The following is a 20,994-nucleotide window of genomic DNA, read 5'->3' on the forward strand; positions in this document are numbered from 1 at the left end:
TAAGGTCCGTTATTGCGAAATTTCGGACAAAGTTGGGTGGTACCACGGAAGCGATAACCTTTCGTCCCTCGCAAGCATGAACTTGTTTGCAGGGATGGAAGGTTTTTTTGTAACTTTTTATGTCAGAATGGTGTAAATTTCGAGAGGAGGATGACTAATGGGAGCTCATATTCCAGAAGTACGATCGACAGATGAATTACGTGAAAGATGGATGAAGCCGGAGGTCATTAGCGGTTCCGAGATTTTGCTAAGAAGTTTGCTGCTTGAAGGTGTAGATTGTGTCTTCGGTTATCCGGGCGGTGCGGTATTGTACATTTACGATGCGATGTATGGCTTTGAGGATTTCAAACACGTTCTGACTCGTCACGAACAAGGTGCCATTCACGCGGCGGACGGTTATGCAAGAGCCAGTGGCAAAGTAGGCGTGTGCATTGCGACCTCTGGTCCAGGTGCAACGAACCTCGTTACAGGAATTGCAACGGCGTATATGGATTCCGTACCTTTGGTTGTCATTACGGGTAATGTCAATTCCAGTTTGATTGGCTCGGATGCTTTCCAGGAAGCGGATATCACCGGGATTACAATGCCGATTACCAAACACAGTTATCTGGTGAAGGATGTTAAGGACCTTGCGGGCATCATTCATGAAGCATTCCATATCGCCAACACCGGGCGTAAAGGACCAGTATTGATCGATATTCCAAAAGATGTATCGGCGAACAAAACATTGTTTGAACCAAGCACTGAACCTGTTATATTGAGAGGGTACAATCCACGCACGGTGCCGAATAAATTGCAAGTAGATCGTCTGGCACAGGCCATTCAGGAAGCGGAACGGCCAATGATCATTGCAGGTGGCGGCGTAGTATACTCCGGTGGACACGAGGCACTCTTCGAGTTTGTGGAGAAGACAGGCATTCCGATCACGACAACTCTTCTTGGACTTGGGGCTTTCCCAAGTGGTCATGAACTTTGGACAGGGATGCCGGGAATGCACGGAACGTACACTTCGAATCTGGCGATTCAAAACTCTGATCTTCTGATTAACATTGGAGCACGCTTCGATGACCGGGTTACTGGTAAACTGGATGGTTTTGCGCCACATGCCAAAATCGTGCATATCGATATTGACCCTGCGGAGATTGGTAAAAATATTGCAACGGATATTCCAATTGTAGGCGATGTGAAGACGGTACTGGAAATGGCCAACAAAGAAGTTCAGCGTGCTGAGCGTGCGGATGCATGGCGAGATCAGATTAAACAATGGAAACAAGAGAAACCATATAGTTACACCGATTCAGATGAAGTATTGAAACCACAGTGGGTTATTGAAATGTTGAACGATACAACCAAAGGGGAAGCGATCGTAACAACAGATGTCGGACAACATCAGATGTGGGCAGCCCAATACTACAAATTCAATCAACCACGCTCTTGGGTTACTTCAGGTGGACTCGGCACAATGGGCTTTGGATTCCCTTCTGCCATCGGTGCACAAATGGCTAATCCGGATCGACTGGTAATCTCCATTAACGGAGATGGCGGGATGCAGATGTGTTCTCAGGAACTTGCTATCTGTGCGATCAACAACATTCCGGTAAAAATTGTAATTATTAACAATGAAGTGCTTGGAATGGTTCGTCAATGGCAGGAACTGATTTACGAGAATCGTTACAGTCACATCGATCTGGCAGGAAGTCCTGATTTTGTGAAGTTGTCTGAGGCATACGGCGTTAAAGGACTGCGTGCTACGAACAAAGAAGAAGCTGAGCGTGCTTGGCAAGAAGCTTTGGATACACCAGGGCCTGTCGTTGTAGAATTCGTTGTACGCAAGGAAGAAAATGTATATCCGATGGTTCCACAAGGAGCAACAATCGATCAAATGCTGATGGGAGATGCTGAAGAATGATAAGACATACGATTTCGATATTGGTTAATGACCAGCCAGGTGTCCTTCAGCGTGTATCCGGATTGTTTGGTCGACGTGGGTATAACATTGAAAGTATTACTGTGGGTCAATCCGAAGAGCCCGGACTTTCCCGGATGGTCATTGTTACGATTGGTGACGACAAAACGCTTGAACAGATTGAGAAACAGCTGTATAAAATTATTGATGTCATCAAAGTCGTTGACTTTAGCTTGAAACCGATGGTTGCACGCGAACTTGCGTTGATCAAGGTGAAGGCAGAACCTTCCGAGCGTCCGGAAATTTTGGGTGTGGTGGAAACATTCCGTGCATCGGTTGTTGATGTAGGCCCATCAAGTTTGATGGTACAGGCAGTCGGTGATACAGACAAAATTGATGCCATGATCGAGCTGCTCAAGCCATATGGCATTCGTGAATTGTCCCGTACGGGTGTAACGGCATTGGTACGAGGCAACGTATAGAGGTATAATATAATCAGGATGGGCTGATGCATACATGAACACAATGATATACTTGTGAAAATGCACAGTTAGCGTAGAGTGTATAACCGCTATCTGATCGAAATGTGTCAGTCCCATAATTGCTGTAAAGTAACATTTTAGTGATGTAACGCTTGAAAAGAGAGCCACACCCCCGCATTAACGAGCGGGTGTCTGAACGGATCGGCTGATATGCAGTAACGGGATCAGTATTGATCAGACAGTTTTTACACCAAGATGCGAAAATGACCGGTCCATTGAGACACCCGCTCATTAATGAAGGGTTCTTTACAATACAAAGGAGGACTTATAACATGCCAGTAACTACTTATTATGAACAGGATGCAGAGCTTAGCGTATTGAAAGGAAAAACGATCGCGGTGATCGGATATGGTAGCCAAGGTCATGCTCAGGCACAAAACCTGCGTGACAGCGGATTGAACGTAGTCATCGGACTTCGTGAAGGTAAATCTTTTGACGCTGCTAAAAATGATGGATTTGAAGTATTGTCTCCGGCTGAAGCAACTAGCCGTGCAGATGTTGTTCAAATCTTGCTGCCTGACGAAACACAAGCTTCTGTATACAAAAACGAAATCGAACCAAACCTGAAACAAGGTGCGGCATTGCTCTTCTCTCACGGTTTCAACGTTCATTTCGGCCAAATCGTTGCTCCAAAAAACAGCGATGTATTGCTGGTAGCTCCTAAGTCCCCTGGTCACATGGTACGTCGTACCTATGTGGAAGGATTCGGTGTTCCTGGTCTGATCGCAATCGAGCAGGATGCAACAGGAAAAGCGAAAGAAATCGGCTTGGCTTACGCTAAAGGTATCGGTTGTACTCGCGCAGGCGTTATCGAAACATCCTTCCGTGAAGAAACAGAAACAGACTTGTTCGGTGAGCAAGCGGTTCTGTGTGGTGGTGTAAGTGCCCTCGTTAAAGCTGGATTCGAAACGTTGACGGAAGCGGGTTATGCTCCAGAAATGGCATACTTCGAGTGTCTGCATGAATTGAAACTGATCGTTGACATGATGTATGAAGGCGGACTGGCAAGCATGCGTGATTCGATCAGTAACACAGCTGAGTACGGTGACTATGTAACTGGACCTCGCGTGGTAACTGAAGATACGAAGAAAGCAATGAAAGAAGTACTGACGGATATCCAACAAGGTAAATTTGCACGTGACTTCATCTTGGAAAATCAATCCGGCCGTGCATTCTTGACTGCAACACGCCGTAATGAAGCTGAACACCCAATTGAAGTAGTTGGCGGACAATTGCGTGAAATGATGCACTGGATCAAAAAGTAAGCAACGAATTTCGTTAAACTTTTTGAACAAGCATTTTAAGAGATTGAAGCAACTTATGGTGTGACCTGGTAATAGCGGCCGTGCTTATGCGTGAGCCGCTATTCTGGTTTGCAGGAATCTATAATGAAACAGGTGGTGCGAAGCGTGCGTAAAATCTATGTATTTGACACAACGTTGCGTGATGGAGAACAGTCTCCAGGAGTCAATCTGAACACTCGCGAAAAGGTGGAGATTGCGCATCAACTGGAGCGGCTTGGCATTGACCGGATGGAGGCAGGGTTCCCGGCGGCCTCTCCAGGTGACCTCGCTGCAGTCAACGCCGTAGCGAAAGCGGTTAAAAACGTTACAGTGATTGGTTTGTCCCGCTCCAGAGAGCAGGATATTGATGCGGTTAAGGAAGCTCTAAAAGGTGCAGAGGACCCGTGTATTCACGTATTTCTGGCTACTTCACCGATTCACCGCCAGCATAAGCTGCGCATGGATAAAGGACAAGTGCTGGATACGGCACGTTCCGCGATCCGATATGCAAAAAAGACATTTTCGAAAATCGAGTTTTCTCTGGAAGATGCCGGTCGTACCGAGTATGATTTCCTCGTGGAAATGGTAAATATGGCAGTGGAAGAAGGCGCTTCTGTTGTTAATATTCCAGACACGGTTGGTTACCTGAGCCCATACGAATACGGTAATATTTTCAAACATCTAAAAGAAAATGTTCATAACATCGATAAAGTTCAGCTGAGCGCGCACTGTCACAACGATCTGGGTATGGCAACAGCCAATACGCTTGCAGCCATTTTGAACGGGGCCGATCAGATTGAAGGAACAATCAACGGAATTGGAGAACGTGCAGGTAACACAGCGATTGAAGAAATCGCGATGGCGCTGGAAACACGTCAGGAATTTTTCCAGGCGAAAACAACGCTCCAATTGTCCGAGATTGCACGTACCAGCCGTTTGGTTAGCCGTTTGACCGGTATGGTTGTTCCGGGGAACAAAGCGATTGTTGGTGCAAATGCCTTTGCTCATGAATCGGGTATTCACCAGGATGGCATGTTGAAGGAAAAAACAACATATGAGATCATGACACCGGAAACGATCGGTCTCAAAGAAAGTAAGCTGGTGCTTGGTAAACACTCTGGACGTCATGCATTCCGTGAACGTTTGATTGATCTTGGGTATGAGCTGGACGATGAGGCGTTGAACCGTGCTTTTGCACAGTTTAAAGATCTGGCAGACAAGAAAAAAGAGGTTACGGATGATGATCTGCTTGCTGTGATCGAAGAGAAATTACAGGATGCACCTGAAGTGTACAAACTGGAATCAATCTTTGTTACGTACGGAGATGAATCCGTGCCTACGGCGAAGGTTCGCATTGCAACGCTGGATGGCGAAACGGTAGAGAAACAGGCTGAGGGCAATGGTTCGGTGGATGCGATCTATAACGCTATTGACCAGGTGAGCGGAGAAGAAGTAACGCTATCCGACTATTCCATCAAATCAGTAACACATGGTAAAGATGCGCTTGGTGAAGTACATGTAATCCTTACCCAGAATCAAGTTTCCGTTCAAGGACGCGGCGTGAGCACAGATATTCTTGGCGCTAGTGCCCGTGCGTATGTAGACGGCTTGAACCAATTGCTTGAGAAACGCAAAACATACACCAACCGGGTGAACGTCAATCTGTAGAAGAGACTTCATTCTTGGTGCACAATTCTCATTCATGCTGACCAGGCCGATATAATAAAAGCCGAGTAACCTAAAAAGTCTGACCCCTATGGAAATGAACTGCCCGTGTAGTACAGACGATGTAACTGGTCTATACTACACGAATAGTTCAGCAGGAGTCAGACTTTTCTAGTTCATTTACCACGCGTATGCATTAGGAGCATGTCCACCAGGACCAGGGAAGATTTCATCCAAACGTTTGAGCGTAGACTCGTCCAATTCCAAATCAAGACATTTCAATGCGGTTTCGAATTGCTCGAGGGTACGCGGACCGATGATTGGTGCAGTTACAGCCGGATTGGCAGCTACCCAGGCAAGTGCAACCGTATCCTGTGGCTCACCGAGATCACGGCAAAGCGCAGCAAAATCTTCAAGCTGCGTCTGGTGTTTCTCAATGCGTTCAGCAATGCCTCCACTGCGGGTTCCTTCCAGTTTCTGTAACGCATTACGTCCAAGCAAACCGCCATCCAGCGGGCTCCATGGAATGACGCCGAGCCCAAGTGCTTTAGCGGCTGGTAATACTTCCAGCTCGGGCAGACGGCAGTTCAGACTGTATTTATGCTGCTCGGATACAAGACCGAGGAAGTGACGGTTTTTTGCTTCGCTCTGGGCAAGGGCAATCTGCCATGCGGCAAAATTGCTTGAGCCGACATATCCGATTTTGCCTTGATATACTGCATGTTCGAATGCTCCCCACAGCTCGTCCCAAGTGATGACCGGGTCAATATGATGCATCTGGTACAGTTCAATATGATCGGTTTGCAGACGTTGGAGCGAACCTTCAAGGTGACGTCTGATTTTATATGCGGATAGACCTGCTTCGTTGTTGGGGCCGTCTGTTTCATCATGCATGGAACCATAGACCTTCGTAGCTAGCACAACTTTTTCGCGCCGACCACCGCCTTGTTTGAACCAGCGTCCAATGATTTCTTCCGTCAAACCGGAATTCTCACCCCAGCCATAAATGTTAGCGGTATCAAAAAAGTTCACGCCTGCATCCAATGCTGCGTCCATAATGCGGAAAGCTTCTTTCTCGTCAGTGGCTGGTCCAAAATTCATCGTACCAAGACAGATACGGCTGACTTTAAGGCCTGATTTACCCAAATAAGAATATTGCATGATGAACACCCTCCAGCATACCTAATTTGATTTCAGGTATATTTTACCTTACCCTGCAGGAACGAACAACTTGGATTACCGTGATCTGTCTTTTAGCTCGAATATTTGTCATTTTCCTGCTTATAGGTAAAAACTATTAAAGTCATAGATTGTATATCTTGGTCAAATGACCGTAGAATATGATACAAAGAAGAGAGTTATTTATGAGACGATGTTGAATGAAGATGAAGGAGTGGACAACCTATGGCAGACGTGAAAAAAATTGCAGTAATCGCAGGTGACGGAATTGGTCCTGAAGTTGTGGCCGAGGCAGAGAAAGTTCTGAAGCGTACGGAGGAAGTGTTCGGTTATCGCTTTGAAACTGAACATGCACTGTTTGGTGGTATTGCCATTGATGAGAAAGGCACACCTCTTCCAGAAGAAACACTGACGGTATGTAAAAATGCAGATGCCGTGTTGCTCGGAGCAGTAGGCGGTCCAAAGTGGGACAATAACAGCAAGGAATTGCGTCCTGAAACAGGACTGCTCGGCATTCGCAAAGCGCTCGGGTTGTTCTCTAACCTGCGTCCAGCTGTCGTGTTTGATTGTCTGAAAGACGCATCCACACTGAAACCGGAAGTGCTGGAAGGTACAGACCTCATGGTTGTTCGTGAACTGACGGGCGGAATTTATTTTGGAGAAAAATTCAGACGTGAAAGTGCACAAGGTGAAGAGGCAGTAGACACTTGTGCTTACAATGTAACGGAAGTAGAGCGTATCGTGCGTCAAGCGTTCGAGATCGCTCAGGGCCGCCGCAAAAAGTTGGCTTCGGTCGATAAAGCAAACGTGCTCGAAACGTCCCGTCTCTGGCGTGAAGTCGTTAACCGGGTAGCACCGGATTATCCTGACGTTGAGTTGGAGCACGTACTTGTAGACAATTGTGCGATGCAGTTGCTGCGTCGTCCGGCAAGCTTTGACGTCATCGTAACAGAAAATATGTTTGGTGACATTCTGAGTGATGAAGCGGCAATGCTGACAGGTTCCATTGGTATGCTCGCTTCTGCTTCATTGGGAGAAGGAAGCTTTGGCCTATACGAACCGGTACACGGCTCTGCTCCGGATATTGCAGGTCAAGGATTGGCTAACCCGATTGCAACCATCCTGTCACTGGCATTGATGTTCCGTACAACGTTTGGATATGCTGAAGGTGCAGATGCGATTGAAGAGGCAGTAGCGAATGTGCTGAATTCGGGTCACCGTACAAGTGACATCGCTGTGGATAAGAGCAAAGCGATCAGCACAACCGAAATGGGCGACCTGATTGTCGCAGCTATTCAGAAAAAAGCCTAAGTTTCAGTTTTAGACTAATCATCTGTTCATACATGAACAGACCACAGAATGAATCCTGTGATTTGTATAAGAAACAGCCCTTTGATGCCCAAAGTAGACCTTTCTATTGGTTTCTAAATTGGAAAATACAGAGGGCTGTTCTTTTATCATTTTTGGTGTGAATTCGGCACGAAAAATCCTTATTTATAATTATTATAAAAAAATAACGTTTATAATCTTGACTTTAAGAAGTACGGATGATAACATTTTATTTGTACTTGAGAACAAGTATCAAATTGATTAATAACAGGACAAGCGCTTGCGTGTATCCTGATGATGAGCAATCCATATGGATGCTTACATAATCCCAAAGGAGGAATTTTTAGTTATGGCAGAACGTTTGGTAGGTAGACCAGCACCAGATTTCGCAATGGAAACAGTATCAGGAGACGGACAAGATTTTGGCTCCGTTAAACTGTCCGATTACCGTGGCAAATGGCTCGTATTCTTCTTTTATCCTTTGGACTTCACATTTGTGTGCCCAACTGAAATTACAGCTTTGAGCGACGCTTCCGAGCAATTCAAAGCTTTGGATACAGAAATTCTTGGCGTGAGCGTAGACTCCGTACACAGCCACAAAGCATGGATCAATACACCGAAAGATAGCAATGGTCTTGGTCAATTGAACTTCCCGCTCGCTTCCGATATCACGAAGCAAGTCGCTAAAGATTACGGCGTTCTGATCGAAGAAGAAGGCGTAGCATTGCGCGGTCTGTTCATCATCGATCCAGAAGGCGAACTGAAATATCAAGTCGTTAACCACAATGATGTAGGTCGTAGTGTTGAAGAAACACTTCGTGTACTGCAAGCACTTCAATCCGGCGGATTGTGTGCAATGAACTGGAAACCAGGCGACAACAACCTGTAAGCCGGGTTTACTTGAACGATTGATGTTCAAGCCCTCATCCCACTCGGGATTGAGGGCTTTTTGCAACATTTTTCTGCAAAAGAACGTTAACTTCATTAAGGTGTTTGAACAGGCTATCAGGCGTGTTAATAATGTAATAGAAGAACATCTTCTTTTTTATAGGATGAAAGAGGAATTGAAGGCTTGTAAGGCGAATAGGGTATGGAAACCCGGTATTCTTTCCGGTAGTCCGCATTTATAATTCAATATGAATGTGATACACGGTTTGGACGATTCCCTTTCGGAAGTTTTTGAAGTGCACGGGTTGTTATTTTATAAGATCCCGGCACCTAATAAGGAGGGTGAACAAAAATGAGTTACTGTTGTGGGGCAAGTATGGTGGGAACGAAGGGCACGCTGAAGCATTACCGCACCCAGGTTCATAATGTTCCCCTGCTGTTCTGTCCGGTATGTCACCGGGTAGAGGTGCATTACAAGGTGGAGAACGAATACGAGATTCTTGCTGAGTATGCGCATGGCGATGGAGCTTCTGAAATTGATTTTCAGGACTATGTGACAGAGGACGAGGATGCTATCTTCGAAAATTGCGTAAACCGTGAAAGTGAAGATGCGATGGTGATCGTTCAACGGCAGATTGATATGTCACTGGATCTGCTACGACTCGCCAAGGAAATGAACGATGAGAAGTGGGAGAGCGAATTGAAGCGTCGCCTTGCCGTCATGAGTCAACGTAAACTTAAAATTCAGCATAACAAGACTGGTCTATAGATTGCAGTGAGATGTTACATGGATAGACATATATCGGAAAAAGCAATATGAAACGAAGCTGATTTGCCTTTAGGCTGATGAAGCTTCGTTTTTTGTTTATTTCAGATTGATCTTTTGTTATTTTTGCAAAATAATTTCCATTCGACACTTTCTCCGATTGACTCTATTCCCTAAACTTGTCTATGATAAAAACAGACTTGCAAAAGAGGCGGAGCGTTATAAAAGGTTTTCGTTTGGGAATTGGAAAAGGTTGGAAAGGAACAAAACGTATATGATTTCTCCGGATCAACTGTTACTTACCGGATTAGACCAAGCTTACGTTCCGGACATGCCATCCATATTTTCGGCTCAGCCCCCTAATGAAAGGGACCCGGTAATCAACAACAAAATCGGCCCTTCCTGTTTCTGTGATGATATGATGTCCGAACGGCAAAGTTTATCATTTACGTGAAAAGGAGGAACCTGAAGTGATCAGTGAATTTCAGGATACAGTGCCTCGACCAACGGATGTGCTTCCTCAAGTGCATCTGGATCACAATAAGTATGAGAATGTGTTGGAACACATGGATAGTGGCATCATGCTGTTTGACAACCAAGGTATCTTGACCTTTATTAACGTTCAGATGGCTAAACTGCTGGAACTTCCCAGAGATCTGTTAAGTGGCTGCACATTGATGCAGATGCTGCGACTACCACAGATGAGTCGATTCAAGAAAAAGAAAATTTTGCGGATTTATCGGGAAACGATCTTTCATCGTAAGCGCTATCATGAATTGACGGATGAATATGGACGGCACTGGCTGGTTACAGTCACCTATGGGGATCAGATGGATGGCGATTTTCTGTTTAGCGTCAAGGATGTTTCAGATTATAAGCAGATTGAGCAGACCGCCTATCAAAACGATAAACTGGCTATGCTTGGCCGTATCTCCGCATCGATTGCCCATGAAATCCGTAATCCATTGACGGCCATCCGTGGATTCATTCAGCTGCTCCGGCCCCATCTGCTGCAGCTTGGTAAAGACGAGTATGCACGAATTATTTTAACGGAGATTGATAGGGCGAACGATATTATTTATGAATTTCTGAATTCCTCCAAACCTTCAGCTCCGCAGAAAACAGTCATGACCGTAGAGTCTTTGCTGAAAGAGGTCGTTCTGCTGACCGAAAGTGAAGGGCTGATGAAAGGGTGCGAAATTCTGCTTGAGGTGGAAGACACTCCACTTAATGTATCCATCGATGTTAAGCAGATTAAACAGGTCATTCTGAATATGGTCAAAAATGCAATGGACGCGATTGAAGAAGTTGGGGAAGAGCATACGGGCATGATTCGGATTACGACAGCTACGGAAAATAACTTTGTACAAATCACGATAGCTGATAATGGCCATGGCATGGATCACAATACGCTGGTACGTCTGTTTGATCCTTTCTTCACAACGAAAGAGAGCGGAACGGGTCTTGGGCTTTCCGTGAGCTACCGCATCATTAAAAATCATGGAGGTACCATCTCTGTAGATAGTCAAAAGGGTGAGGGCACCAGCTTTATGATCAAACTTCCATTGGTGAATTGACACAGACGATATCAGAAGGGATCGGTATCTTGCCGATTCCTTTGTTTTTTGTTCGTGCAATTAGGGTTATAGTTAGAAATGAATGCGAATACATATGCATCGCGGAAGGAAGGGATTACGTTGAATATTCAGGATATGGAGCGCATGAACGGACAATTAATCGAGCATGCAGGTAAAGTAATTGTGGGGAAAGAGCGTACGATAGAACTGATTGTGACAGCGATCATCGCGTCAGGTCATGTGCTTCTGGAGGATGTTCCGGGTACAGGCAAAACCATGCTTGCCAAATCAATGGCTTCATCACTCGATTGTACATTTCAGCGGATACAGTTTACGCCGGACTTGCTGCCGTCCGATCTGACAGGTATCCATTTCTATAATCAAAAATCCGGTGATTTTGAATTCAGACCTGGTCCGCTGTTTGCGAATTTTGTGCTGGCAGATGAGATTAATCGGGCGACACCGCGGACACAGTCCAGCTTGCTGGAATGTATGGAAGAACGTCAGATCAGTATCGATGGCTCAACGAGACAGCTCGAACGACCTTTTATTGTTATCGCTACACAGAACCCCATTGATAATCAAGGGACATTTCCGTTACCTGAAGCACAGATGGATCGGTTTATGATGAAGATTCGTATGGGTTATCCCACCGGGGAAGAAAGTGTAGAGATATTGAGAAGAACCGTTAACGGCCGTTCCGTTGAAGACCTGTCTTCCATTATCTCTCGCGAGCAGCTACTGGAAGCACAGGAAACGTATAAGACGGTTACCGTTAACGAGGATCTCATGAATTATATCGTGCAGCTCACTGAAGCGACCAGAAAACATCCTGAATTGTCACTTGGCGTTAGTCCACGAGGCGCACAAGCGCTGTTAAAAGCAAGCCAGGCTTGGGCTGCACTACATGGCAGAGACTATATTGTCCCGGATGACATTAAAATACTGGCAGAACCTGTATTGGCTCACCGACTGGTGTTTCGTAATCGGATCAGACAGCAGGAAGGGCTTGCGGAACAAATTATTCAACAGATTCTGAGTCAGACCGAGGTGCCAACCGAGACAATTACTACAGGCGGACATTAGGTTTATGACACTTCTATGGCTTGTCGTTGTTGGAAGTTTGGTCATTGTGCTACATGGCATATGGTTTGGACGTCCGGTGTTGCATAATCTCAAGTACAGCAGACAGTTCAGCAAAACACGGTGTTACGCTGGCGATGAACTCGAGATGATTGAGACGATATCGAATGAAAAGCGAGTATCCGTTCCTTGGCTCAGACTTGAGGCAATGATGCCAGCTTCATTTGTTTTTCGCTCAGGTTCCGGCATGGATATTAGTCAAGGTAATATTTATCAGAATCATAAAAGTGTTTTCACACTAAAACCCTACAATCGGATAACGCGCACACATCCGTTTGTCTGCTCCAAGCGGGGAGTGTATACGATGGATACAGCCACCATGACGGGTGGAGACCTGTTTGGTGTATGGCGCTCCACGAAACCCATTCCTGTGCAGATGTCGATGATTGTGTATCCTTCGCTCGTAAGCATCGATGATATGCCGGCCATCTATCAGGTGTGGCAAGGAGAGGTGGAGGTTGCCAGGTGGATTGTGGAAGACCCGTTTCTGATCTTGGGGGTTCGGCCTTATGGGGCTGGTGATCCAATGAATCGTATTCACTGGAAAGCGAGTGCACGAACAGGAGAACTCCAGGTGTATAAGCAAGGCTGGACCGCAGATCCACAGTCCTGGATTATTGTCAATATTCAAGATTCGGCGGAGATGTGGAGTGTTGTCACCCGGCCTGAGCTGATTGAGCAGGCGCTCCGCTATGCAGCTACTGCAGCTGTGGAGGCTATTGGCAGAGGTTTGCCTGCTGGATTTGCTCATAATGGTTATCGTTCCGGCGGAGGACGTGATGTACTTCGGATCGAACCGGATTATGGCACACCTCATCTGGAATCGTTGCTAGAGGCCATGGCTGAAACCGAGTTAAAGTGTTTGGTGCCGATGGAGCAGTTTTTGCAAGATGAAGTCAGATTAAATGAAGAAGAGCAGCAGGTACGCAGTTATTTGTTGATTACGCCATATGTCTCGGCAGCTATGGAACAGGAGATTGAACGTTTGCATGATCAGGGACATCGGGTAACGATTCTGCCTGTAGAGCAGGTGAAACGTGATGTAGGGGCGGTGGGCGCATGAGTGAAAATGATGAAAAAAAGAGAACGTACATCATATCCGTTTTGGCTATTCTTACAGTAGGAATATACCTGTTTCCGATCTTCACGATCACATCACTGTATACGAGCGCTTATTTCCCATATCTGTTATTCGGTCTGTTTGTTGTGACAGGCTGGTTCGGTCAGTGGATTCGGCATCGATTTACGAACTTTGTTGAGAAAAGCATATTTATACGAGGGCTAACAGCTGTTGCTACAGGTATTTTATTTGCCCTGATTCCGAGTATGGCAGTGACACTTTCGCTCCCGGAAGTTATTACGCTTGGTGCAGGGGGATTCTTTTCTGGCTATTTAGGTTTGGGTTTTGATCCTGATTTTCGTTCTATCTACCTTTGGCGTCTGCAGATCACGGGTACAATCAGTGCCATTGTACTCACCCTCGCAGCAACTCAGATCGAATTCATGCTGTCGATACAGAGCTATACGGTTCCCATCTATGTTGCTGGAGTCATCAGCTTTGGATGTTGGATTGTGGGGCAATACAGGGCACAACTGGATCGTGCGGTACTTAACGATGGCAGACGCAGAATAGTATTGCGGGAATTCACAAGGGCGAACCACCTGCGGATTACATGGATGTTGATCGTTATTGCAGGGATCGGCGCGTTCCCCAGTCTTGCTGCATGGCTTGCGCCGTTACGGGATCGTTTGCTTACATGGATCAGAGGTTTATTTGGTTCTTCTGCTTCGCAGGAGCCACCACTGACACCTGAGATGCCGAATGAGCCGATGAACCTGCCGGATGAATTAAGAGCTCCACCTTCGGAGCCTTCTGTATTCTGGGAAATCCTTGGTTGGATTGTTTTTGGAGCAGCTGCTGCTGTAATCCTCTGGCTTCTGATCAAGCTCGGTAAAACAATTATGAATAAACTGGCGGAGCGGTTCAAAGGATTGTTACAGCCCGTGGAGAAAAGGCAAGAACCCAAAACAGAGTATGTGGATATCAGCGAAACGCTGGAAGTGCCAACTAAAGTCCGTAAGCGATGGTTCCGTAAAAAGGAACCTGTTCCAGTTCACGCTGTAGACCGTATCCGATATTACTATCGAATTTGGGTGGGGAATGCAATGGAACGTGGAGCCCAGGTGGAGAAGTCCCATACGCCGCTTGAGGCAGCAGAAAGCATTAAGAAGAGTCATTCGAAGCATAAAGAGGGTACGGAGGAAGAGATAGCAAGAAGGCTTCCTGAAGTCTACAATGCTGTGCGCTACGGGGAGAAAGCGGATGATACCCCACATATGGCTGAGATGGACCGAATCTGGAAATCTTATAGTAAATAAGCCCGGAATCCCTTTACTTTTCTTGTCTCGTTCAAGTATCATGAGAGGAATACACAAGTTGGTCAGAAAAGGAGCAGACTTTAATGAAGACAAATCATTGCAAAATTGTAGATTGTACCATCCGTGATGGTGGATTGGTGAATAATTGGGATTTTAGCGTCGACTTTGTTCAAAAGCTGTATGCAGGACTGAACGAAGCTGGCGTTGATTATATGGAAATTGGCTACAAAAACTCGCCGAAGTTGCTTAAAGGCTCCGAAGATGCTGGACCTTGGCGTTTCCTGAACGATGATTTTCTTCGTAAAGTGATTCCGCAAAAAGGGAATACCAAATTATCTGCACTTGTTGATGTAGGACGTGTGGATGAGAACGATATTTTGCCGCGCAGTGAGAGTATGCTCGATCTGATTCGTGTCGCTTGTTACAGTAAAGATGTGGACAAGGCACTTGCACTGGTGCAAACGTTCCATGATCGTGGTTACGAAACGACAATAAATATTATGGCGCTCTCCAATGTTATGGAAAATGAATTGCTGGAAGCTTTTGAGTTGATTAAAGAGAGTTCGGTTGATGTGGTATACATCGTAGACTCCTACGGCAGCCTGGACCATAACGATGTGAAATATCTGGTGGAGAAGTTCAAGACTCATCTTCCGAACAAACGTCTTGGTGTTCACACACATAACAATATGCAGCTGGCATTCTCCAACACGCTCGTAGCCGCGGAACTTGGTGTTGAATTGCTCGATGCTTCTGTATACGGTATGGGGCGTGCGGCAGGAAACTGCCCGACTGAACTGCTGGTAGCTCATTTGAAAGGCACAAAGTATAATCTGCGTCCAGTACTTGAAGTATTGGAACAGCTTATGGTTCCTCTTAGAGAAAAAGAAGAGTGGGGTTACATTTTACCTTACATGATTACAGGTGCATTGGACGAGCATCCACGTTCAGCTATGGCACTTCGTTCATCGGAGAACAAAGACAACGTCGTTGACTTCTACGATAAGTTGACAACACCTGAAGTGAACTTCGATAAATAAAAATAGTCTGAAATACAGTTGTAAATTCGAAAAAACATGGCCTCTAATCTGAGGACCATGTTTTTTAGTTCTTTATGCCTTGTTTTTACTCACTTTTATGAATAGATATTCCTATGTGTAACTATTTTTTAGTTCACGAATACGGATTTAAATGTTATTATGTACCAGATAGAACAAGAAGATAATTAAATTAAACAATGGTCAATATATTTTTTTGTCGAAATGTGTAATATACTTGGTGAATCAGATCAATAGAATTCATTTATACACGTATATCAGGATAGTGATCCCGGGAAGGAAAACATGGCATGAAGTTTAAAATGCAAGGTCAGAGTCAAATAGGTTGGGTCGCCATCGGCGGTTTATTGTTTTTCCTCGCAAGTCAATGGTTTCGTTCTTCTTCAGGCTCTGATCTGATTTTTTCGGGTTACCCGGTGATAACGCTTCTGGCTGGATTCGCTGCAACGGCCGCCTGTATTGGGATTTATAATCAAAGCTGGCTATTTCAAACTCAAAAATTAACACTGCGCAGAGTGTTACTGACTACACTCTTTTTAATGATAGGTCTCTTTGAACTGGTGCACATCGTTTCATTTGCAGAAGAAGTCCCCAGTAGAGCCATGATGGAATCCGATTTCTCATTAATGATGTCAACGATGGGATCATTGGTTTGTTCAGCAGGACTGCTCTTGATTTACACCTTACACGAGAAGCAAGTTGCATTACCGCGCAAATTTCTTCTGTTCAGTGCCACTATAGGTGTCTTCCTGATTTTATACATCTGTTCTATTCAACAGTGGAGTTTTATGCCTGAGATGCTTGATGGTCCTTTGCTTGGCAAAGTATTCACTCGTATGCATGGGGCTGCAGGTGTGCTGTATTTCACTGGGGCTGTGGTTCTCTACATGCAGTGGAAAAAGACGAAAAATGACGATTTACCACCCATCCTCTGTGGCATACTCTGTTTTTTGCTAGGACAGGGCTATTTCGTGACCGCAAGTGCAGTGGACGATCTCAATCTACTGCTTGGTATGCTTAGCAATTGTATGGGGTATTTTTTCATCCAAAAAGGGCTTTATGCGTCTGTGGTTGATACGCCATTCCTGCAGCAACAGGCTGCTGAGGCCAAAATGAATTATATTGCACATCATGATGATGTTACAGGCCTTCCGAATCGCCGTCGTCTAAGTCAAACGCTCCAACTTACATTGGATGATGCGGTTAAGGAGGAGAAGCTCGTAGGTGTGCTGGTGCTTAATATTAATCGATTCAAAACGATTAATGACTCCCTTGGACAACAGGCCGCTAACCGGGTTTTGCGACAAGTCGGACAACGTCTGAATCACTCATCTCTTCCGGGAGAAGAAGTGTTTGGGCTGGGTCGAGATGAATTTGCGTTGACCATGACTGATTTTTACAGTACAGATACAGCGTTACGCCGCACAAGGTCGATTCTGCAGCTCTTCGAGAAACCTGTGATGGTGGATGGGAGCGAGTATCACCTTACGCTGGGCATAGGCATGGCGATTTTTCCTTATGATGGGGAGTCTCCGCAAGAGATTATTCAGAATGCTGACACAGCTCTGCATAGTGCGAAGGAACAGGGAATTGAACTCAACCGCTATGCACATGCCATGCAGATGAAAGCACAGGAACGTTTACAACTTGAAAATGATCTGCGTAAAGCACTGGCTCGGGGGCAGTTTTACCTGGTATATCAGCCTCAGGTGAATCTGCAAAGCGGACTGGTCGTAGGCATGGAAGCCCTTGTGCGGTGGCAGCATCCGCAGCGAGGCTCGGTATCCCCGGCGGAGTTTATCCCGCTGGCAGAGGAGAGCGGACTGATTGTCCCGCTTGGAGAATGGGTGCTGCGAGAGGCATGTGCACAGAACAAGCTTTGGCAGGAAGCAGGGTATCGCAAGCTGTGCGTATCGGTCAACCTGTCGATGAGACAGTTCAGACATTCCCACCTGCTCGATAGTATCAACAGTATTCTCAGAGAAACGGGACTCGAGCCAGTATGGCTTGAACTGGAGATCACGGAGAGCATGACATTTGACAAGGACCGAGCCTTTGAACAGCTTCATAAAATTAAGGAGATTGGTGTACATATCAGTATTGATGATTTTGGCACGGGATACAGCTCACTACATTATCTCAAAGATTTGCCGATTGATCGGCTCAAGATTGACCGCTCATTTGTGAATGAAATAATGGAAGACAGTAATAACGCTGCTATTGTATCGACCATCACTTCGATGGCACACCATTTGCAATTAAAGGTTACAGCTGAAGGGGTAGAGAACGAGGAACAGATGACGTTTCTACGTAATCAGCATTGCCATGAGGCACAAGGGTATTTCTTCAGTAAGCCGATCGAAGCAGCAGACTTCGAGATGAGGTTTCTGAGGGAAGTAGACAAACCTGCGGGGTAAGCAGCAGGGCCGCGAGAGCGTTCCTGCCTTTTTCGTATACCGCTTTATGGGAAAAATCACCAATATCCCTTGCACGTTGGTTCGGATCATGGTATATTAGTTTTTGTAAAATTACTGTTAACTTCCATGTGGAATTTAACGGGACGTAGCTCAGCTTGGTAGAGCACCTGGTTTGGGACCAGGGGGTCGCATGTTCAAATCGTGTCGTCCCGATTGTTCATCTTGCGGGTGTAGTTCAATGGTAGAACTTTAGCCTTCCAAGCTAATAGCGTGGGTTCGATTCCCATCACCCGCTTAACAGCAGTACTCAAAAACCCTTGGTTATCAAGGGTTTTTATTTTTTGCCTGAATTTTAGATAACGTCCGCGACATCCTCACCTTTGCTTTTTCTCAATGATCTGGTACAATAACGGAGTATTGATACTACACATGAATGAGAGGTAACCATACGTCCCATGAAGTAAGACACATGAAGTGAACCCCAGTTAACTGCACATTGATTACAACGCAGTCAGCCGAGCGGCTGAGCAATGAGGGGATTCGTGTGTCCAAATTCAGCTATAGGGAATAGTATGGAACGAGCAGTTTTTCTGCTTACGTATGCCCTCATTGGGGTTTCTTTGTTCATGCTAGGATCATCCTCATCTCTGTATTTTGAACGCGTTAATCCATTAAGAATTGCTAAACCGCCGGCTGATGCCAGCGGTTTTTTTAATTTTTTTGTTCAGGAAAGGATGAGGACTCATGACGACATTGGTGCGCTTACATGGAGTATCAAAAGAATGGAACGGAAACGAAATATTTGCGGGATTAAACCTTGAAATAAACGAAGGAGAACGACTTGCCATCCTGGGCCGTAATGGATGCGGCAAAACCACACTTTTACGGATTATACTCGGAGAAGAGGATGGGGGTGGACGGATTGATCGTCAACTTCCCCTGTCAGAGTGGGGATTCATGCGTCAGCGTTCAGAGGTGCCCAGCGGAATAAATGTTTTGGATGCAGTAAGGCGGGAGAGTGGTCGGATCGATGAGATCAAACGGAAGCTGGAAGAGCTGGAGCGCCGATTGAGCGATGCCGGGGCTGCCGAAGGTACCGCCTTGCTGGGTGAATATGCTCGTTCAATGGAGGAATATGAGCAATTGAACGGGTACATGTGGGAAACAGAGGTGGAGAAGGTGTTGAGCCGGCTCGGTTTGACGACAGAACACTGGAGCAGGCCCTATCACTCGCTCAGCGGTGGTCAGAAAACGAAGGCACGGCTTGCAGGACTGCTGGTCAGCAATCCCAAGTTTCTGATTCTGGATGAACCGACTAACCATCTGGATGAGGAGAGCATGCGCTGGCTGGAGACGTGGTTATCCGCATACGAGGGAACAGTGCTGTTTGTATCCCATGACCGGACATTTATTGATCGGGTAGCTACCGGTGTAATAGAATTCAGCCCAGACCAATTAAAAAAATACAAAGGCGGTTACACCGATTACAAAGGGCATAAAGAGCGGGAGTTGAAGGAACAGGAGACGATTTATCGCAAGCAGCAGCTGGAACGTAAAGCACTGGAGGAGACCATTCGTAATTATCAGCAGTGGTTCCATAAAGCTCATAACGCGGCAGGAGGCCAAGAGGTGAAGATTACCCAGAGCTTCTACAAGGCCAGAGCCAACAAAAATATTTCGCGTTATCATGCCAAACAGAAGCAGTTGGAACGGCTCGAAAATGAGCGGGTGGATAAACCGCGGGAAGCCACGAAACTGAATATGGAGCTGCAGATGACTTCACTCGGTGCACGTCAACTTCTTGCACTGGAGGGAGTAAGCTTTTCGTACGACCTCAAGCAGTCATTTCTTCATGATTTGCGCATTGCAGTCGAACGTGGGGATCGGCTTGCCGTGCGTGGAGCAAACGGGACGGGCAAGAGCACACTCCTGAAATTAATGATTGGAGAGCTACAGCCTTCTGAGGGTGAAGTGAGCCGTCATCCCCAGCTTAGCATCGGTTATTTCTCACAAGAGCTGGAGGGATTGCCTGAGACGGCAACACTGCTGGACAGCTTACTGGTTCTTCCTTCTATGACGCAAAGTGCTGCGAGAACCATCTTGGGATGTTTTTTATTTTCAAGAGAAGATGTGTTCAAACGCATTGGGGACTTAAGCATGGGGGAGAAATGCCGTGTAGCCTTTCTAAGGTTGTATTTCGGCGGTGCTAACCTGCTTGTACTGGATGAGCCAACGAATTATCTCGACATCGACACCCAGGAAGTGATGGAAAATGTGTTAAAAGAAGCCTCTGGTGCGCTGGTTATCGTATCCCACGACCGGATGCTGATTCGATCACTGGCGAACCGCCTGTGTGATTTGAAGCCGGATGGAACAGCATCGCTCTTCGAAGGCGGTATAACCGATTGGGAACAATCGGTGCAGCTGAGAGAGTCCGCGCTGGATACACGTGACTCGGACGATGAGCGTCTGCGGCTGGAAATGCGGCTGTCAGAATTACTTTCACCGGTAAGCGCTACTGGAGGAGAGCGACTAACAGCAACGAATAATGAGACAGAGGCAGCAGAGATCCGCGAAATTCAGCAGCGATTGAAAGAGCTGAGAAATCAGCGTATATCTGCAAATTAGCTTCCTGGGCAAGCTTGCTATTTCGCCGTATTTTGCATATAATATGAACGATCATCGATCATTGGTATCGATAAAGGTTAGTCCAATTGAACAAACGTATTGATGGAGACAAGTAAGCAGTGCCTCTGGACAGGGAGGAAGCGCCGTAGATTGAGAGCGTTTCTGTAGAACCAGGCTGACGAAATTCACTCCGGAGCGGTTCCCTGAACCTGATGATGTGTGCGTACACAGAGG

The 20,994-nt window shown here is 46.1% G+C and carries 15 protein-coding genes and 2 tRNA genes; 16 read left to right on the plus strand and 1 reads right to left on the minus strand.

Going from position 1 to position 20,994, the window contains the following annotated elements:
* Positions 1 to 157 precede the first annotated feature (157 nt).
* The 4 genes from ilvB (at position 158) to ACUTVW_RS03475 (ending at position 5,399) form a co-directional block, all read left to right on the plus strand.
* On the plus strand, positions 158 to 1,909 hold the full coding sequence (ilvB, locus tag ACUTVW_RS03460) for a biosynthetic-type acetolactate synthase large subunit (protein WP_445644492.1): 1,752 nt from the start codon (positions 158 to 160) through the stop codon (positions 1,907 to 1,909).
* The gene (gene ilvN / locus ACUTVW_RS03465; protein ID WP_445644493.1) at positions 1,906 to 2,388 is read left to right on the plus strand and encodes an acetolactate synthase small subunit; all 483 of its coding nucleotides are present in this window, start codon (positions 1,906 to 1,908) and stop codon (positions 2,386 to 2,388) included. The genes ilvB and ilvN overlap by 4 nt, the downstream gene beginning before the upstream one ends.
* A gap of 332 nt (positions 2,389 to 2,720) precedes the next feature.
* Positions 2,721 to 3,713, plus strand: a complete 993-nt coding sequence (gene ilvC, locus ACUTVW_RS03470; RefSeq protein WP_434752135.1) for a ketol-acid reductoisomerase — start codon at positions 2,721 to 2,723, stop codon at positions 3,711 to 3,713.
* 144 nt (positions 3,714 to 3,857) lie between these two features.
* The gene (locus ACUTVW_RS03475; protein WP_445644494.1) at positions 3,858 to 5,399 is read left to right on the plus strand and encodes a 2-isopropylmalate synthase; all 1,542 of its coding nucleotides are present in this window, start codon (positions 3,858 to 3,860) and stop codon (positions 5,397 to 5,399) included.
* Positions 5,400 to 5,576: 177 nt separating this feature from the next.
* On the opposite strand, the gene ACUTVW_RS03480 is transcribed toward ACUTVW_RS03475, so the two are convergent.
* Positions 5,577 to 6,557 (minus strand): aldo/keto reductase, encoded by a 981-nt coding sequence (locus ACUTVW_RS03480; RefSeq protein ID WP_445644495.1) that lies wholly within the window; start codon positions 6,555 to 6,557, stop codon positions 5,577 to 5,579.
* A 243-nt stretch (positions 6,558 to 6,800) separates the two neighbouring features.
* Here ACUTVW_RS03480 and leuB point away from each other — a divergent pair, with 243 nt between their 5' ends.
* The 12 genes from leuB (at position 6,801) to abc-f (ending at position 20,760) form a co-directional block, all read left to right on the plus strand.
* Positions 6,801 to 7,886, plus strand: a complete 1,086-nt coding sequence (leuB, locus tag ACUTVW_RS03485) for a 3-isopropylmalate dehydrogenase (protein WP_445644496.1) — start codon at positions 6,801 to 6,803, stop codon at positions 7,884 to 7,886.
* Between the two features lie 367 nt (positions 7,887 to 8,253).
* Positions 8,254 to 8,793, plus strand: coding sequence for a peroxiredoxin (locus ACUTVW_RS03490; RefSeq protein ID WP_183521295.1), 540 nt, complete (start codon positions 8,254 to 8,256; stop codon positions 8,791 to 8,793).
* Positions 8,794 to 9,144: 351 nt separating this feature from the next.
* Positions 9,145 to 9,561, plus strand: a complete 417-nt coding sequence (locus ACUTVW_RS03495) for a hypothetical protein (RefSeq protein WP_434752132.1) — start codon at positions 9,145 to 9,147, stop codon at positions 9,559 to 9,561.
* 467 nt (positions 9,562 to 10,028) lie between these two features.
* The gene (locus ACUTVW_RS03500) at positions 10,029 to 11,135 is read left to right on the plus strand and encodes an ATP-binding protein (protein WP_445644497.1); all 1,107 of its coding nucleotides are present in this window, start codon (positions 10,029 to 10,031) and stop codon (positions 11,133 to 11,135) included.
* 78 nt (positions 11,136 to 11,213) lie between these two features.
* Positions 11,214 to 12,221 (plus strand): AAA family ATPase, encoded by a 1,008-nt coding sequence (locus tag ACUTVW_RS03505; RefSeq protein ID WP_445644498.1) that lies wholly within the window; start codon positions 11,214 to 11,216, stop codon positions 12,219 to 12,221.
* Between the two features lie 4 nt (positions 12,222 to 12,225).
* Positions 12,226 to 13,341, plus strand: coding sequence for a DUF58 domain-containing protein (locus ACUTVW_RS03510; RefSeq protein WP_445644499.1), 1,116 nt, complete (start codon positions 12,226 to 12,228; stop codon positions 13,339 to 13,341).
* Positions 13,338 to 14,657, plus strand: a complete 1,320-nt coding sequence (locus tag ACUTVW_RS03515) for a hypothetical protein (RefSeq protein WP_445644500.1) — start codon at positions 13,338 to 13,340, stop codon at positions 14,655 to 14,657. The genes ACUTVW_RS03510 and ACUTVW_RS03515 overlap by 4 nt, the downstream gene beginning before the upstream one ends.
* An 83-nt stretch (positions 14,658 to 14,740) precedes the next feature.
* Positions 14,741 to 15,697, plus strand: a complete 957-nt coding sequence (locus ACUTVW_RS03520) for an aldolase catalytic domain-containing protein (protein WP_445644501.1) — start codon at positions 14,741 to 14,743, stop codon at positions 15,695 to 15,697.
* 308 nt (positions 15,698 to 16,005) lie between these two features.
* Positions 16,006 to 18,132: a bifunctional diguanylate cyclase/phosphodiesterase gene (locus ACUTVW_RS03525; RefSeq protein ID WP_445644502.1), complete on the plus strand. Its 2,127-nt coding sequence runs from the start codon at positions 16,006 to 16,008 to the stop codon at positions 18,130 to 18,132.
* A 139-nt stretch (positions 18,133 to 18,271) separates the two neighbouring features.
* A tRNA-Pro gene (locus tag ACUTVW_RS03530) sits at positions 18,272 to 18,345 on the plus strand.
* A gap of 11 nt (positions 18,346 to 18,356) precedes the next feature.
* Positions 18,357 to 18,427 (plus strand) — tRNA-Gly (locus tag ACUTVW_RS03535).
* 449 nt (positions 18,428 to 18,876) lie between these two features.
* On the plus strand, positions 18,877 to 20,760 hold the full coding sequence (gene abc-f / locus ACUTVW_RS03540) for a ribosomal protection-like ABC-F family protein (protein WP_445644503.1): 1,884 nt from the start codon (positions 18,877 to 18,879) through the stop codon (positions 20,758 to 20,760).
* Positions 20,761 to 20,994 lie beyond the last annotated feature (234 nt).

It is taken from the genome of Paenibacillus sp. TSA_86.1 (assembly GCF_052691815.1).